At 63.2% G+C, this 16591-nt stretch carries 13 protein-coding genes; 7 read left to right on the top strand and 6 right to left on the bottom strand.

The window, feature by feature from the left end; genetic code table 11:
• Positions 1-3 precede the first annotated feature (3 nt).
• Positions 4-1197 (bottom strand): type II secretion system F family protein, encoded by a 1194-nt coding sequence (locus tag CSQ93_RS01850; protein ID WP_099376464.1) that lies wholly within the window; start codon positions 1195-1197, stop codon positions 4-6.
• 249 nt (positions 1198-1446) lie between these two features.
• Complete coding sequence (locus CSQ93_RS01855) at positions 1447-3978, bottom strand: M4 family metallopeptidase (protein ID WP_099376465.1); 2532 nt, start codon at positions 3976-3978, stop codon at positions 1447-1449.
• 671 nt (positions 3979-4649) lie between these two features.
• Between CSQ93_RS01855 and CSQ93_RS01860 the strand changes: the two genes are divergently transcribed.
• On the top strand, positions 4650-5306 hold the full coding sequence (locus tag CSQ93_RS01860) for a hypothetical protein (protein ID WP_035822266.1): 657 nt from the start codon (positions 4650-4652) through the stop codon (positions 5304-5306).
• A 52-nt stretch (positions 5307-5358) separates the two neighbouring features.
• On the opposite strand, the gene argH is transcribed toward CSQ93_RS01860, so the two are convergent.
• Positions 5359-6756 carry an argininosuccinate lyase gene (gene argH, locus CSQ93_RS01865; RefSeq protein ID WP_099376466.1) on the bottom strand — a complete coding sequence of 466 codons (1398 nt, stop codon included), beginning with the start codon at positions 6754-6756 and terminating at the stop codon, positions 5359-5361.
• Between the two features lie 265 nt (positions 6757-7021).
• On the opposite strand from argH, the gene CSQ93_RS01870 reads away from it, so the two are divergent.
• Positions 7022-7219, top strand: a complete 198-nt coding sequence (locus CSQ93_RS01870; RefSeq protein WP_099376467.1) for a hypothetical protein — start codon at positions 7022-7024, stop codon at positions 7217-7219.
• 193 nt (positions 7220-7412) lie between these two features.
• Here the strand turns inward: CSQ93_RS01870 and CSQ93_RS29780 are convergent, their stop codons facing one another.
• Complete coding sequence (locus tag CSQ93_RS29780; RefSeq protein WP_099376468.1) at positions 7413-7655, bottom strand: HEAT repeat domain-containing protein; 243 nt, start codon at positions 7653-7655, stop codon at positions 7413-7415.
• Positions 7656-7798: 143 nt separating this feature from the next.
• Here CSQ93_RS29780 and CSQ93_RS01880 point away from each other — a divergent pair, with 143 nt between their 5' ends.
• From CSQ93_RS01880 to CSQ93_RS01890, 3 genes are all read left to right on the top strand, one after another.
• Positions 7799-8005: a hypothetical protein gene (locus CSQ93_RS01880; protein WP_035822258.1), complete on the top strand. Its 207-nt coding sequence runs from the start codon at positions 7799-7801 to the stop codon at positions 8003-8005.
• Between the two features lie 160 nt (positions 8006-8165).
• Positions 8166-8591, top strand: a complete 426-nt coding sequence (locus CSQ93_RS01885; RefSeq protein ID WP_035822256.1) for a GNAT family N-acetyltransferase — start codon at positions 8166-8168, stop codon at positions 8589-8591.
• Positions 8592-8746: 155 nt separating this feature from the next.
• Positions 8747-9952: an alpha/beta hydrolase family protein gene (locus tag CSQ93_RS01890; protein ID WP_158301077.1), complete on the top strand. Its 1206-nt coding sequence runs from the start codon at positions 8747-8749 to the stop codon at positions 9950-9952.
• A 28-nt stretch (positions 9953-9980) separates the two neighbouring features.
• Here CSQ93_RS01890 and CSQ93_RS01895 read toward each other — a convergent pair whose 3' ends face one another.
• Entirely contained in the window at positions 9981-11369 is a 1389-nt protein-coding gene (locus CSQ93_RS01895; protein WP_233515993.1) for a YfcC family protein, read from the bottom strand.
• A gap of 9 nt (positions 11370-11378) precedes the next feature.
• On the bottom strand, positions 11379-12515 hold the full coding sequence (locus CSQ93_RS01900; protein ID WP_099376695.1) for a succinylglutamate desuccinylase/aspartoacylase family protein: 1137 nt from the start codon (positions 12513-12515) through the stop codon (positions 11379-11381).
• Between the two features lie 201 nt (positions 12516-12716).
• Here CSQ93_RS01900 and CSQ93_RS01905 point away from each other — a divergent pair, with 201 nt between their 5' ends.
• Together CSQ93_RS01905 and CSQ93_RS01910 are read left to right on the top strand one after the other, a co-directional pair.
• The gene (locus tag CSQ93_RS01905; protein WP_099376471.1) at positions 12717-13718 is read left to right on the top strand and encodes a MurR/RpiR family transcriptional regulator; all 1002 of its coding nucleotides are present in this window, start codon (positions 12717-12719) and stop codon (positions 13716-13718) included.
• A 33-nt stretch (positions 13719-13751) separates the two neighbouring features.
• The gene (locus tag CSQ93_RS01910; protein ID WP_099376472.1) at positions 13752-16547 is read left to right on the top strand and encodes a TonB-dependent receptor; all 2796 of its coding nucleotides are present in this window, start codon (positions 13752-13754) and stop codon (positions 16545-16547) included.
• The last annotated feature ends 44 nt before the right edge of the window (positions 16548-16591 follow it).

Genomic DNA, 16591 nt, shown 5'->3' on the forward strand with positions numbered 1-16591 from the left:
CTCTCACGATAAGCTCCCGGCCAGTTCAAAGATCGGCATGTACATCAGCACTACCACGCCGCCAATCACCACGCCGATGATGGTCATCAAGAGCGGTTCGAGCAGGCGCGACGCCCAGTCCACCCAGCGGGCGAATTCCTCGTCATGGAACTTGGCCGAGCGTTCCAGCATGTCGCCCAGGCGGCCCGTGTTCTCGCCCACTTTCAGCAGCGATTGCGCCACCGGCGTGGCCATGCCGGCGTGTTCCAGCGCGGTGGAAAACGGCATGCCTTCCTGTACCGCGCGGCGCGCCTGCGCCAGTTGCTCCTGCTGCGCCGGCAGCAGCATGGGCGCGACCATGGCCAGCGCCTTGTGCAGCGGGATGCCCGCATGCAGCAGCAGGCTGAGGGCACGGTAGAAGCGGGCCAGGCGAAATTCCGCTGCCTTGTCGGCCAGCACGGGCAGGCGCAGCAGGCGCAGGACGAGGGCCTGGCGCGCACCGGCATTGGCGATGCCAAAGACTACGGCGGCCACCACGGCGGCCAGCGCGCTGGCGCACAGCAGCGGATGCGCGGCCAGGGTCTGGCCAAAGCCCAGCAGCATTTGCGACATCCACGGGATGTCGCGCCCCGAACTTTCGTAGACGACGCTGAATTTGGGTACCACGTAGCCGAGCAGGAACAGCGTCACCAGGCCGCCGACGACGAGCAGCATGCACGGGTAGATGGCGGCGGAAATGAGTTTTTTACGGATGGCGTCGAATTGCAGCTGGTAGCCGACGAAGCGCGCCAGCGCCTCGGGCAGGTTGCCCGAGCGTTCGGCCGCATGCACGGTGGCGATGTAAATGTCGGGGAAGATGTCGGGGAAACCGGCCAGGGTGTCGGAAAAGCTTTGCCCTTGCTGCAGGGTGAGCACGATGGCGGCCAGGGTGGCCTTGGCGCCTGGGCGCGTTTCCTTGTTGTGCAGGGTCGCCATGGCCTCGCCCAGGTTCAGGCCCGCTTCGAGCAGGGCCAGCAGCTCCTGGCTGAATTGCAGCAGGGGCAGGCCCTGTTTGCCCGGACGCGCCGGCGCGCTGCCTTCCCCGCTGCTGCTGTCGTCCACGGCCAGCACGCGCCAGCCGCCGCGCACGGCCGCGCGGATCGCTTCGGCCTCGCTGGCGGCGTCGATGGCCAGCGCCTGGCTGCCCGCCGGGCCCTGCACCTGGAGGTGGAACTGCATGACCGCGTCAGGCGAACATGACGAGGGCCTGGGGCGTGAAAATGGGGTGATGTGAAAAGGGGAATGCGCGTGCGGACAAGGTCGAAGTAGGCATCGGTCAGGAACAATCCAAAAAAAGTTCAATTCGTCGCGGGTACCGGCAGCAGGCAAGATGCAATCACTGCCTCAGGGTAGACTGAAATTGCCAGGAAATCAATCGTGCTGTGCGGGCAAGCCTTGCATCGATGGCTTGCCCGCATGTTTAGCCGCTTACTGGGTAACCAGGCTGACCTTGTCGATCACGAACGAGGTTTGCAGCGATGCGTCCTCGGTCGCGGCAAACGAGATCTGCACGGTCTGGCCCTTGTAGGCGATCAGGTCAAACGTGCGGATCTGGTAGCCGGCCGCCTTGTTCACGTTCGAGTACGAGGCCAGGGTGCCCAGCACCGTGCCGGCGCTGTTCTTCACGGTGACGACCAGCTTGTCGTACACGGTATTGCCCGTTTCAGCCGTGTCGATATGCAGCGCGAAGGTCAAGCTGGCCGAAGTGGCGGCAGCCGGAATGGCCACGCTTTGCGTCAGCGATTCGCTGGCCGTGGCGCCATTGCCGCCCAGCCAGGCGTACTTCGTGCCTTCGTATGCGGTTTGGCCCGTGAAGGTGCCGATGGCGCCCGTGGTGCCGCTCCAGCCCGTGGCGCCGGACTCGAAGCCGCCGTTCGTCACGCGTTCGGTGGCGCTGCTCGTGCCCACCGTCAGCGTGGCGTTGTTCGACGTGGCCGTCACGGCAGGCGACGAGGAATCCGTCACCGTGGCCTTGAACACGGCACCGCTGTCGGCCGCTACGGTCGTGAAGCTGTAGGCAGGCGACGTGGCGCCGCTGATCACGGCGCCGTTTCGGAACCACTTGTAGGTGTACGGTGCCGTACCGCCGCCCGCGCCCACGGCGAACGAGGCGGTGGCGCCCGGTGCGACGGTGATGCTGGCCGGCTGGCTGGTGATGGTCACCGCGCCGCCCGTGGTCGATTCATCGACGTCGGCGCCCACGTTGATGGCCGCGTACGCGCGCTTGACGGCGGTCGCTTCGGCGCTGCCCACGCCATATAGTTCCTCGGCTGCCAGCAGCACCTTGTTGCGCGCGTCGGCGTAGTTGGTCGACGAGGTGAACTTGGTGGTGGCGGCCTTGAACCAGATGCGGTAAGCCTTGTCGCTGCCGATACCGGTCATGGCCAGCGGGCTTTTGTTCAGGTAAGAGCTGTAGTAGTCGCTGCTGGACGTGGAGTTCGAACCTTGCGACAGGAAGTAGAACATGCGGTTGTTCGGGCCGCTGCTGTAGTGGACGTCGAGGTTCTTGATGGTGCTGCTCCATGCATTCGGGCTACTGCCATCCTTGCTTGGCTTGTACAGCCAACGCAGCGGCTGGCCATTCTTGGCGATTTCCTTGCCGGTCATCCAATCGTTGCCCGTGTTGGGGATGCTGGTGCCTGTGCCACCGGCGCGCGCATACGCTTCCACCATTTCACCGGCGATGTCCGAGCTCGATTCATTCAAGCCGCCCGACTCTTGCGAGTAGATCAGGCCCGAGGTGGCGTCCGTGATGCCGTGACCCATTTCGTGGCCGATCACGTCGATGGAGCCGAGGTTGTTGAACGAGCTGCCGCCGTCGCCGATGTACATGCACTTGCAGCTGCTGTCGTAATAGGCGTTGTCGTAGGCCGTGTTGACGTGGGCGGCGATGTGGGTGGCCGTGTTGTTGCCGTCCAGGCTGGACCAGCCCAGTACATTCTTGTGCGTGTCGTAGGTGTTCATCAGGCCCCACATCGCGTTCACTGCCGCCGTCTGGCCGTTGGCGTTGGTGGTGCTGCCGCCGTTGATGTATTGCTGGCCGTCTCCCCAAGTGTTGCTGGTGCTGCTGTACACGCTGCCCGAACTGGTGCCGTGGTTGGCATTCGTGATGGCCATGCCGCCGAAGCTGCCGCCCGTGCCGCGGCTCGGGTCTTTCATGGTGTAGGTGCTGCCCGTGAGCGTCGTGTTCAGCGGTACCTGGCCGTTGTACTGGCTGTTGCCGATGCCGGCCACGGTTTTCAGGGCTTTCCATTGACGCAGGATGCGGCCATCCTTGGCGCTGACGATGGTGTCGTAGTAGACCGGCTTGTTACCGCTGATCATGCGCGTTTGCACCAGGTAGGCCAGCTCGTAGTGGTCGACCACGTCCTGCACGTCGAGCGCGTTCAGCGCCGCTTCCGACTTGTTCTCGGCGCCGGCCACGCGCACCGTTTTCATCACGGGGTAGATCAGCAGTTGCGCATGCGGCGGCACGTGGTCGACGGCCTGCACGCCGATGCTTTTCACGGCGGCGGCGATGGCGGCGGCGGCGCTGACGGCCGGCGTGGTGTCGATATCGGTGGTGGCGCTGCGGGTGACGGAATTGACGCCGCCGCTACCGAGGCCGGAAGCGCGGTCCGACACGGATTCGCTGACGATGTCGCCGGCGTTGTTGCTGACCACGACCGTCTCGGAACCGAAGACGGGCAAGCCCTTGTAGGTGTGCTGTACGCGGCTCACGCGCGTGCCGCTGACGCCCGGATGCTGGGCGCCGACGGCAAAGCCATGCTCGGTATTCAAGCCGCGGCTGCGTGCCTGTGCGGCCAGCTTGTTGACCAGGCCGGCGTTCTCTTGTGGAGAGGCCAGGGTCACCGGGGCAGCCATCAGGGTCTGTGGCAGCGGCGTGGCGGCGTCCGCCGTGGTGGCCATCAGCGGCAGGGCGGCGATGGATGCGGCAACTATCGTCAAACGTAAATTCATTTCTGCTCCATGGTATCGGTTAAGGAAATGGTGAATGAGCTGGCCGCGATGCCTGATGGCCACCCCGGCGTGCCTGGCAGGCGGATAGCCTGCCGTTTTGTGGTGGCATGACACCGGGTAGGGGGACACTAAACTTGTCGAGATCGCCATGTCAAAAAATTCAAGAAATGGGTCACCAGGCGAATTTTTGTTAAGAATTGAACATTTATCGGCGCTGCATGAGCGCAAAGTTTGATCTACCACAAGCTGCAACTTTTGTTTTGGACTACTTCCCCTAATGGCGCGCTCTGTTGGAAAAACACTGTTGCATTTTCTAAATGTTGCGATCTACACTAGGTCTTCGCGTAGCCCCCAGCGGACCACGCGAAGACAAAAAAAGCGCACGCGGCAATGACCGCGTCCAGATACAGCGCATCGGGAAAAAAAATCGGGAGTTTCACATGACGTCAGTTCTGTTTTCTGCTGTTGGTTTCAGCCATTTCCCCTCTGGAGCGGCATTCATGCTGCATCCGCCTTCCTAGCCGCCGCCAACCGGCTCTTCCCCCGCGAGGGGGTTCTTTTCCGCGAGTCCGACCGCGCCGCCCGGCGCGGCCGCTGGCGCAGTGCATCCTTTTTTCAGGAAGGGTTGCCGGCTCCTGGTGCGTGCACCGGAATCCCCGGCCCGACGAACTATGCTTTCGATAGCGACCAAAGTGGAACAGATCGTGATGGAATCGGCCTTTCTCAGCGAGGGATTGGGCCGGGGCTTGCTGAACTTGTCGGAACTGGCGCGCCAGCTGCAGCCGCAATTGCAGAGCGACCTATGGAAACCGGTGGGGCAGGCTGCCGTGGTGATGGCCCTGCGCCGTCTGGCGGAACGGATGCCGCAGCAGAAAAGCGGCGAGATCGTGCTGGCGCACCGGGCGGGAGAGCTGTCCACGCGCAGTGAATTGATGATTTTTACCTACCGCTATTCCGACCAGACCTATGACTGCCAGCGCCAGTTGCTGGCGCTGGCCGCGCCCCAGCGGGGCACCTTCATCACGGTCACGCGTGGCGTCAACGAGGTGATGGTGATCTGCAGCCGCAGTCTGCATGCGCTGGTGGACGAGGTTTTTGGCGGCGAGCAGGAACTTGCGCGCCTCGAGCGCGTGACGGCCGTGACCCTGCACCTGGCACCCGAAACCTGCTACACGCCAGGCGTGTATCACGCCATCCTCAAGCGCCTGGCCTGGGAACGCATCAACCTGATCAACATTATCTGCACCTACACGGAGCTGACCTTGCTGCTGGAAGCATCGCAGACGGGGGCCGCCTTTTCCGTGCTGTCGAAAATCGTCGCCCAATGAAAAACGCCCCGCTGCAGCGATGCAGCGGGGCGCTTGGGTGCGCAAGCGCGGTTTATTTTTCCAGCTGCGTGCGCACGCGGGCGATCGCGGCGCGGACCTGGCGTGGCGCGGTGCCGCCCACGTGGTCGCGCGCGGCGACGGAGCCTTCCAGTGTCAGCACGGCAAACACGTCTTCGTCCGTCAACGGGGAAAACGCGCGCAACTGCTCCAGCGACAGGTCGGCCAGGTCGCAGCCGGCGTCGACGCAGGCGCGCACGGCCAGGGCCACCGCTTCATGGGCGTCGCGGAACGGCAAGCCCTTCTTGACCAGGTAGTCGGCCAGGTCGGTCGCCGTGGCGTAGCCCTGCAGGGCTGCTGCGCGCATGGCTTCCGGTTTCACCGTGATGCCGCCAGCCATGTCGGCGAAGATGCGCAGGGTGTCGATAACGGTGTCGACGGTGTCGAACAGCGGTTCCTTGTCTTCCTGGTTGTCCTTGTTGTAGGCCAGCGGCTGGCCTTTCATCAGGGTCAACAGGCCGGTCAGGTGGCCGTAGACGCGGCCCGTCTTGCCACGCGCCAGTTCAGGCACGTCCGGGTTTTTCTTTTGCGGCATGATCGACGAGCCGGTGCAGAAGCGGTCGGCGATGTCGATGAAGCCGATGCGTGGGCTCATCCAGATCACCAGTTCTTCGGCCATGCGCGACACGTGCATCATCAGCACGGCGGAGGCGGCGCAAAATTCGATGGCGAAATCGCGGTCCGAGACGGCGTCGAGCGAGTTGTGACAGACGTCGTCAAAGCCCAGCGTTTTTGCCACGCGCAGGCGGTCGATGGGGAAGGTGGTGCCGGCCAGGGCGGCGGCGCCCAGCGGAAGGCGGTTGACGCGCTTGCGGCAGTCGGCCATGCGCTCGGCGTCGCGGCCGAACATTTCAACATACGCCAGCATGTGGTGGCCGAAGGTGATCGGCTGGGCCACCTGCATGTGCGTAAAGCCGGGCATGATGGTGTCGGCATGCTGCTCGGCCAGGTCCGTCAGCGCGCTGCGGAACGTCGCCAGCAGGGCGGTGATGTCGTCGATGGCGGAACGCACGTACAGGCGGATGTCGGTCGCCACCTGGTCGTTGCGCGAACGGCCCGTGTGCAGGCGCTTGCCCGCATCGCCTACCAGTTCGGTCAGGCGCTTTTCAATATTCAGGTGGACATCTTCCAGGTCCAGCAGCCATTCGAACTGGCCGGCGGCGATTTCCTGCGAGATTTGCGCCATGCCGCGCTGGATTTCCGCGTAGTCGGCCGGGCTGATGATGGCTTGCGCATGCAGCATTTCCGCATGGGCCAGCGAACCTTCGATGTCGAACAGCGCCAGGCGCTTGTCAAAAAATACAGAAGCTGTGTAGCGCTTGACGAGGTCCGAGACCGGTTCGGAAAACCGGGCCGACCAGGCTTCGCCCTTTTTGGAGAATTGATCAGTCATGAAAGAAGTCCTTTAGTGTAGGGCGATTATAAACAAGGTTGGCCGGCGGTAGGGCTTTTAGGGGCTTGCAGGGCGCTGAAATGGCCAGGAATGGAGCTGGCAAGCCTCAAATGCCACGGCGCGGGCAGGTTGTGCGTTCCATCCCGGCTTTTTGTATTCTGTCCCGCGAATCGTGCGTTTGGTCGCAATCCGATGGCAGTTCAGGGGGGATCGGCCTACAGTTCAATCATCGCAGCACACAACCAGCCACTCAAAGGACATCATCATGAACATCGCTAAAAACATGGAAGCCATCTTCGTCGCCATCATCGCCATCGCCGCTGCCACCAGCCTGGCCACCGCCGCCGTGCCGAAGTTCCGCGCCGCGCCGGCACCGATCACCGCCAGTGCCGAGCAAGTCACCATGCATACCGTGTACGTCAGCGCCAAGCGCCTGAGCGCCGAAGAAAAAGCCGCCCTGTAAGCGTGGCAATGCCATGCAGGCAGTATCAGTAACAGCAGTAGCCGCACCGCATCTTGCAGCACCTTGCAGTATCCCATCATGGGCAATCGGAACGGGCGGCGCCCCCGGTTCTTTCCAGCCCAGGTGACAGCAGCAATACCCAACACACAGTAGCCGCAGGCAGAACGCGCGCTTCCAGCCAGGCAGCCTATTTTCACCAGACAGCCCTCAGTGACCATCGGCATCGCGCCGGCGGCAGTGGACAGCCACGCCCTGGCGCATTTCGTTCAATGCCCAGCGCAGCGGCAGCCTCGGCGCGCACCGAGGCGTCGTGATCGGCCAGCAGCGCCGCCACGGCGGGAGCCATTTCGGGAAAACGCATTTCACTGAAGGCCCAGACGGCAGGCTGGCGCACGACAGGCTGCGGGTCGAGCAAGGCCAGCAGCAGCGCGGCCAGCGCGGCTTCCTGCCTTTCATCGGGTCACTTGGTATTCTGTCCCTTCTTTTGGGCGGTTTGTCGCAATCCGGTGGAGATGGTGGGCCGATGCGCCTACAGTTCCATCATCGCAGCAGACAACCAGCCATCCAAAGGACACCATCATGAACATCGCTAAAAACATGGAAGCCATCTTCGTCGCCGTCATCGCCATCGCCGCTGCCACCAGCCTGGCTACCGCCGCCGTGCCGAAGTTCCGCGCAGCGCCAGCCGCTTCCGCCGCCCTCGTTGCCAGCGCCGATCAAGCCACCATGCATACCGTGTATGTCAGCGCCAAGCGTCTGAACGCCGAAGAAAAAGCCGCGCTGTAAGCATGGCGGCAGCGTGCCAGTCGCAGCTACGGCAGCAGCAGGCAGAGTACCCCCGTCATCAGCAGTCAGAAGGGGAGGCAGCCCGATTCTTTCCTGCCCAGGTGACAGCAGCGCGCAAATCGCCGATGATCAGGTTTTACCACGACAGGCGGACAGCGTGATGCCACACTTGAAGATCAGTAGCGACAAGGCGGAACTTGACGTTCCGGCCATTCACCATTTTCTCAGTACGCAATCGACATGGGCCATCGGCATCGCGCAGGCCACCGTACAGCGTGCCATTGACCATTCGCTATGCTTCGGCGGCACGCTGGACGGTCGTCAAGTGGCGTTCGCCCGCGTGGTCAGCGACTACGCCACGTTTGCCTATCTGGTCGACGTGTATGTGCTGGAAGAGTGCCGCGGCCGCGGCTACAGCAAGCGCCTGATGGAGGCCGTGATGGCGCATCCCGACTTGCAGGGTTTGCGCCGTTTCATGCTGGCCACCAGCACGGCGCATGGCTTGTATGCGCGTCACGGCTTTACGGCGCCACTCAGGCCGGAGACGCTGATGGAGCGGTATTTTCCCGATATTTATCGGCGTTGAACAGCTGACGCGGTTTGTGCGCGCCCCCAGTCTTGGCCTGATATCGCCATTTTCCTGATCAACAACGCGACAGCTCCCTAGCGGATACTGACTCCATGACTTCTTATTTTCTCTGGCCTCTCCTTGTCGCATCGCTTACGGCGACTGCCGCACCGATGCCGGAGGCATTCAGTCCGGCGCCTTGCGAGACGGGTATTTTTCGCCAGGACCAGACGGGCTTCGTCGCCCTCACCCAAGGGGGAAAAGGGTACGCCTATACCTTCAGCGACGGGACCGTCGGCAACACGCAGGATGCCGGCGCGTTGCTCGCGTGCGGAAAGGACGCCGTGCTTGTCAACGGCAAGGAACGCTGGCCGAAAGTGGCATTGGCCGAAGCGGATACGCGTTTTGAATCGCATGGCATCATGCTCGCGGGCCGTTTGCTGGAAGCGCCGGGCGCCGGCAAGGATACGCCGCTGGTCGTGTATGCCCATGGTTCCGAAAGCAGCGGTTGGATAGACCGCGCGCGCGACCCTTACCAGATGGTTGGACGGGGCGTGTCCGTTTTCGTGTATGACAAGCGCGGTACGGGGCTGTCCGAAGGCGAATATACGCAGAATTTCCCACGCCTGGCCGATGACCTGGTGGCTGCGTCGCGTGAAGCAAAACGGCTGGCGCAAGGGCGCTACGGCCGCTTCGGCCTGATGGGCGTGAGCCAGGGTGGCTGGATCGCCCCGCTGGCGCAGGCGCGCGCCAAGGCGCAATTTCTCGGCATTGGCTATGGCCTGGCAGTCGATATCACGGAACAGGATGCGGCGCAGGTCGCCAGGGAATTGCAGGATAAAGGCTATGGCGACGACGTCATCGCCAAGGCCAGGACGGTGACGGATATCACGGCCAGAATCGTCAAATCCAGCTACCAGGATGGACTGGACGACCTGTCGGCATTCCAGCAGCAGTTTGGCAAGGAAGCGTGGTTTGGCCTCATCAAGGGAGGCTACACGGGGGTGTTGCTGGGCATGCCGGCCGAGGAGTTGCGCAAGCATGGCATACCGCGGTTCGACAAGCTCGATATCGACTGGTCGCTCGATCCCGTGCAGGTTGTCAGTCAAGTCACGGCGCCGCAGTTATGGGCCCTGGCGGAGGACGACCGCCAGGCACCGCCGGCTGTCACCGTGGAGCGCCTGACGGCGTTACGTGGCCAGGGCCAGGCCATCTCTGTCTACGTTTTCCCGCAGGCCGATCACGGCATGCGCGGCTACGTTCAGGCGCCGGATGGAACGCGCAAGTCCACCGTCATCACGCCCGGGTTTTACGACCTGATGGCCGACTGGGCAAAGGGCGGCATCCATGGCGCCTACGGACAGGCGTACCGCAAATAAGAAAGCCACGGCGATGGTGCCGCCGTGCTTACTGCCAGTGCATCAGGCACGGCGGAATCAGCAGCAGCAGCGCCAGCACCAGGTAAATCAGCTGCAGCGGAATCATCCACTTGGCCCACGTAATCCAGGGCACGCGCGCCAGTGCCAGCACGCCGACGGTGATGCCGGACGTGGGGATCATCGGCGTGGTGAATTCGCCGAACTGGAAGGCCAGGATGGCGGTCTGGCGCGTCACGCCCACCAGGTCGGCCAGCGGCGCCATGATCGGCATGGTCAGCGCCGCCTGGCCGCTGCCGGAATGGATGAAGAAGTTGATCACCGACTGCATGAAGAACATCTTTTGCGCGGCGAAGACGGGGCTCGACGACGCCACCAGTGGCGTCAAGGCATGCAGCATGGTGTCGATGATCTGCGCGTCGCGCGCCAGGATCATGGTGCCGCGCGCCAGCGCGATGACGAGCGCCACGCTGACCATGTCGCGCGCGCCCTGCACGAACGACGCCACCAGGCTGTCCATGTCGAGCCGGCCGACCAGGCCGACGATGATGGCCATCACCAGGAAAAGGGCGGCGATTTCATCGATGAACCAGTCGTACTTGACGACGCCGATGACCATCGTCAGCAGGGTCGCCATGAAAATCCACAGCACGGCGCGGTGCGTACGCGTCATGCCGGCAAAGCTGTTCAGGTCCAGTGTGTGCTCGCTGCGCTTTTCGATGTCGAGCAGGTAGGTCGGGCTTTTTTCCGGGTGGCGCTTGATGCGCGCCGCGTACCACATCAAGAACACGATGCTGACCGCCGTGGCGATGGCCCACACGATCAGGCGGTAGCCGATGCCGGAAAAGATCGGCACGCCGGCGATGCCTTGCGCGATGCCGACATTGAACGGGTTCAAAAAGGCGGCGGAAAAGCCTACCTGCGAGCCGATGAAGGGAATCGACACGCCCGTGATGGTGTCATAGCCCAGGGCCAGGGCCAGCGGCACGAAGATCAGGATGAAGGGGATGGCTTCCTCGTTCATGCCGAAGGTGGCGCCGCCCAGCGAAAACATGGTGAAGAACACGGGGATGATGGCGGCGCGCACGAAGCGCGAACTGGTGTGCGCCTTGGCGATGGCCTTGATCAGCGAATCGAAGGCTTCCGTTTTTTGCAGCACGGCGAAGGCGCCGCCGACGATCAGCACGAAGCCGATGATCAGGCTGGCGTCGACAAAGCCCTTGATGGGCGCCATCATCAGGGCGGCGAGTCCCTGCGGCTTGTTGTCGACATAGTGGAAGGTGCCGGGGATGATCAACTGCTTGCCGTTCACCAGCTGGGTGTCGAATTTCCCGCCCGGCACCAGCCACGTCGCCAGGGCGATCATGGCCAGGATGCCGCACAGCAGGACGAAGGTATTGGGGAGCTTGAATTTTCTCATGGGTGTCATTTATTGGCTCAACAGGCTGCCGCCGCGGAAGGCGATGCTGCCCGCGACCTTGCCGACGTTCATGCCGCGCAGGACATGGCGGTGGGCGCTGCGCGCAAAAAAGACGCCGGCGACGGTGCAGCGCAAGGTCGTCGTCTCGCCGCTGACGGGGTCGATCAGGTCGGCCACGGCGTCGCCGGCGGCCAGCACCTCGCCCATTTCGCGCAGGTAGACCAGCACGCCGTGATGCGGCGCGAGGATCGGTTCCACGCCGGCCAGCGGCGTCGGTTCGCACTGCGGCGCGGGCAGGTCGTCGCCGGCGCCGGCTATCTCCAGCACGCCCTCGATGGCGAGAAAGCGCAGCAGGGCGGTGGCGTCACGTTCGGCCAGGGCGTAGCTCACTTCCACTTCGCCGCGCAGTTCGACCGTGGTCGACAGGCAGGCGGCGGGAATCGGATAGCGTCCGCCGAAGTGCGCGTCGAGATCCCACCACAAGCGGCTGCAGGCTTCGTCGAACGGCTCTTCGCCGGCCGCCAGTTCCAGCAGCACGGCGCGCGCGCCCAGGAGCGCGGACAGGGGCGCGATCTGCGCCGCCAGCGGCGTGCCCGTGTAGATGTGCAGGGCCGCCTCGTTATCGCAATGCAGATCGAGCACGATGTCGGCGTCGATCGCCATGCCCAGCAGGGTTTTCTTCAAGGTCTCCGCATCGGTGCCCGGCCGCCAGGCGGCGACGGCGGCGCGCGCATGCTCGCGTATCAGGGCCACGTTGGCCTGCGCATCCTGTCCCAGCAGGCCGTCGAGCGTGGTTTTCAGTTCATCGGCCACGTGGCGGTAGGCACGGTTGAAGTTGATGCCGGTGGTCAGGTCGAAGCGGCCGAACGGCGCGCCATGGATAGCTTGCGCCAGGCCGATCGGGTTGGCGGCCGGCACCAGGATGATTTCGCCGTGGATCTTGCCCGCCGCTTCCAGCGCCAGCAGTTCGCGGCGCAGGAATTGCGACACCAGCATGCCCGGCACTTCATCCGCATGCAGCGCCGCCTGGATGTACACCTTCTTGCCGCTGCGGCTACCGGCGGCCGGACCGCCGAAGTGGAAGCTGCTCAATTGGCACGCTACGCTGGCGTGCGCGGTGGAGATGGGGTGCTGTTGTACTTGCATGGTGAATTCGCCCCAAAACGGGGCGCGGTTGATGGATTTCGGTCGATTATGTAGCAATATTTTCACGAAGTAAATCAATGAAAATCCTTTTACAAATATTTGTTGAGTTTTCTTTTTGATATGAGTACAGTAAGTTCCAGCGACCCGATTTCGCCTTCCGCCAGTGATCCACAGTACCCCAGAATACAGGCCGCCAGTGATATGAGAGCATCCGCCAGTCCTGCACGCAGCAGTCCCCACACGCCACGGGTTGGCACGCTGTCGGCACCCGATGCCGCCTTCGCGCAGTCTCCGCTGGGGCAGGCGCTGATGCACGTGCTGGCCAGCGGCTCGGCTTCGCAGCGGCAGATCGCCGATTACCTGCTGCGCAACCAGATGCGGGTGACGGCGCTGGGTATCGAGGAACTGGCCGACAGCTGCCAGGTATCGACGGCCACCATCAGCCGCTTCGCACGCGATATCGGCCAGAAGAATTATTCGGCCATGCGCGGCGCCATGGCCGAAACCCTGCAATCGCTGTTGCAGCCAGTCGACAAACTGCGCCGCACGATAGAGCGGCGCGCGCGAGCCACCTCGCCCATCACGGAAAGCCTGGAATATGCGGCCGCGAACATTGCAGCCACGTCCGATGCCCTGTCGCCGCCCGCCATGCAGGCCGTGGTGCGTCGCCTGACGCGCGCCAAGGTCGTGTATGTGATGGGGTTTGGCCTGTCGGCCAACCTGGCCGGCATGCTGGTGCAGCATCTGCAGCCGTTTTGCCCGCATGTGGTGGAAGTGGTGGGCATCGGCGGCTCGGAAGTGGCGGCCGGCCATCTGGTCAACCTGACGGCGCACGACGTGCTGGTGGTGATCTCGTTCCCCCGTTACACGCTCGACTGCATCGGCCTGGCCAGCTTCGCGCGCGACCGCGGCGCCTGCATCGTGGCGCTCACCGACTCGCCCGCCTCGCCCCTGGCCGAACTGGCCGATCATGCGCTGTATGCGCAAAGCACGCATCCCGTCCTGCCCAGCAGCGCCAGCACGGCACTGGCCATGATCGAGGCGCTTGCCGTGGCGCTGATGGTATCGAACAAGAAGAACGTTGAAAAAGCGGCCCGCCTGAGCGAAGTCATCGCCGCCTATCTGTACGGCGGCGAGCATGGCGTGTCGGGCACCCGGAAAACAGCAGCAAAGCAGCGCAAGGCAGTGCCGCAGTCATTATAAAAATCAGGGTTAACACCATCTGGGAGAGTTTGCATGCAAGCAGAAAAACAAGACGGCAGTTGCGTACTGCCACGCGAATCGGCGCTGGCGCAAGGCGTGCGCCTGGCGCTGGGCGCCTTGAGCGTGTCGGCTGCGCTGGGCATGCTGGCCGGCGGCGCGCAGGCGCAGGAGCAGACGCAGGATGAAGAGCCTGCACCGAAAAAAATGCAGCGCGTGGAGATCACCGGGTCGGCCATCAAGCGGCTCGAATCGGAGACGGCACTGCCGGTGCAGATCATCACGCGCGCAGAGATCGAAAAGGCGGGCGTGACGACGGCGGCCGAACTGATGGCGCGCGTCTCGGCCAACGTGGGCGGCCTGACCGATGGCGCCAGCATCAATATCGGCGGCGACCAGCGCGGCTTCAACAGCGCCAACCTGCGCGGCGTGGGCACATCGTCGACCCTGGTGCTGCTCAATGGCCGGCGCATGGCCAATTTTGCCTCGCCCGGCGACGATGCGGGCGTGGACCTGAATAACATTCCCGCCGCCGCCCTGCAACGCGTGGAAGTGCTGCTCGACGGCGCCTCGGCCCTGTACGGCACGGACGCCATCGGCGGCGTCATCAATTTCATTACGCGCAAGGATTACCAGGGCGTGGAGCTGAACGTCTACGGCAGCCGCACCGATGAAGGCGGCGCGGGCAAGCGCACGGCCAGCATCACGGCCGGCACGGGCGACCTGGGCACGGATGGCTACAATATCTTTGCCGTGGTCGACCTGCAAAAAACCGACCGCCTCAGTTCCTCGCAGCGCAAGTTCATTCCGAACCTGCAGGTTCCGCAGCGCCTGGGGCATTTGCTGTCGAGTTTTACCAGCCCGGCGAATATCCGCCTGTCGGGGGAGCAGCGCGACTATTTGCAGGAGAATGGCTTCCTGCTCAATGGCCAGCCGATCAGCAACCGCCAGATCAATCCGTCGATCCCGAACTGTTCGCCGCCGGCCAACCTGTACCTGCGGGCGGGAACGGGCGGTGTCGATGCCTGTACCTATGACTACATGGGCGACACGGAACTGTATCCGAAGACGGACAAACAGAACCTGCTCACGCGCGGCGTGCTGAAACTGAGTAACGACCACCAGCTGTACGCGGAAGTGGCGCTGAGTCGCTCGCGCAGCTATTACGTGGGCTCGTCGGCGCGTGTGATCGGCTATCTCGATTACAGCAAGGTGCCGCAGCTGGCCAATACCGGCCTCGATAGCATTGTCGACGAAGAAGGCAATCAGACTGCGCGCGAACTGGAGCTGCGCATGCGGCTGAACGAGGCGGGCATGCGCACCAGCCAGTTGACCAGCGAGAGCCAGCGCTTCGTGGTGGGCGCCAGCGGCACGCTCGCTGGCTGGGATTATGACGTGGGCTTCAATCACAGCGTCAATGTCGTGAAGGACCGCGATACGCATGGCTATGTCCTGTACGACAAGCTGTTGGAAGGCATCGCCTCCGGCGACATCAACCCGTTTGGCCCATCGAGCGCGAAGGGCAAGGCGCTGCTCGACAGCATCCAGGTCAATGACGAAGTACGGCATGCGCGCGGCACCATGGATGCGCTGGACTTCAAGGCATCGCGCGCGCTGATGGCCTTGGGGGGCGGCGACATGGCACTGGCCGTGGGGGGCGAAGTGCGCCGCGAGCGCACCGAATTCCGTCCTTCGGCGTTGCTGATGAGCGATAACATCAACAACGACGCGGCGCCTGAAGGCGGCGTGGCCACCAGCGACAGCCGCAAGGTGCAAGCCATCTACAGCGAATTGCTGCTGCCGTTTACCAAGCAGTGGCAGGCGCAGTTATCGGGCCGTTACGACCATTACCAGCAGGTAGGCGGCGCCCTCAGCCCGAAGATCGGACTGACCTACATGCCCAGCAAGCAGGTGCTGCTGCGCGCTTCGGCCGGCAAGGGCTTCCGCGCGCCATCGATGTCCGACCTGCACCGGCCCACTGCCTACAGCAGCACGGCGACCTTGCCCGATCCCGTGTATTGCGCGAGCGAGAACAATGATTACTCCGTCTGCGCGGATAACTGGGATACGCGCCGCTACAGCAACGACAAGCTGAAACCGGAGCGCAGCCGCCAGTTCACGGCCGGTCTGGTGCTCGAGCCGAGCCAGCACTGGACCTTCAGTGCCGACTACTGGAACATCAAGCGCACGGACCTGATCAGCGAAATCGGCGACGACATCATCCTCGGCAACCTGGCCAAGTACGGCGACCTGGTACACCGCAACAAGGACAATGAGATCGACTACATAGAGCTGCGCAAGGAAAACCGCGGCGCGCAAAAAGCGACGGGCATCGATATCACGGCCGACCTGCATGGCGTGAAGACGGCCTGGGGACGTTTTGGCGCGCACCTGAGCGGCACGTACGTACTCGATTCGAAAATCCAGACCAGCCCTGGCGAGGTCTTTATCAGCAACCTCAATAAATTCGTCACGGACGGCGTGGTGCAGCGCTGGCGCCATACGATCACCCTCGACTGGGACAATGGTCCGTATTCGGCCAGCCTGTCGAACACCTATTCGAGCGGCTACGATGACCAGAATTCGGCCATCAATATCGACGATGGCAGCGTCGTCAAAGCAAACCGGGTGAAGGCCTACACGCTGTGGGACATGTCGGGCGCGTACGCCGTCAGCAAGCAGTTCAAGCTGCGCGCGGGCATACAGAATCTGTTCAATACCAGCCCGCCTTACTCGAACCAGGCCTACTTTTTCCTCTCCGGCTATGACCCGACCTACACGGACCCGCGCGGCCGGCGCTTTTATGCGAGCGCCAATTACAGCTTCAAGTAAACAACTGGAGATACCGCAACAACGCTGTCATATGCAGCAAGTAG

This window comes from Janthinobacterium sp. BJB426 (assembly GCF_002735705.1).
In the GTDB taxonomy this organism is placed as follows: Bacteria; Pseudomonadota; Gammaproteobacteria; order Burkholderiales; family Burkholderiaceae_D; genus Janthinobacterium.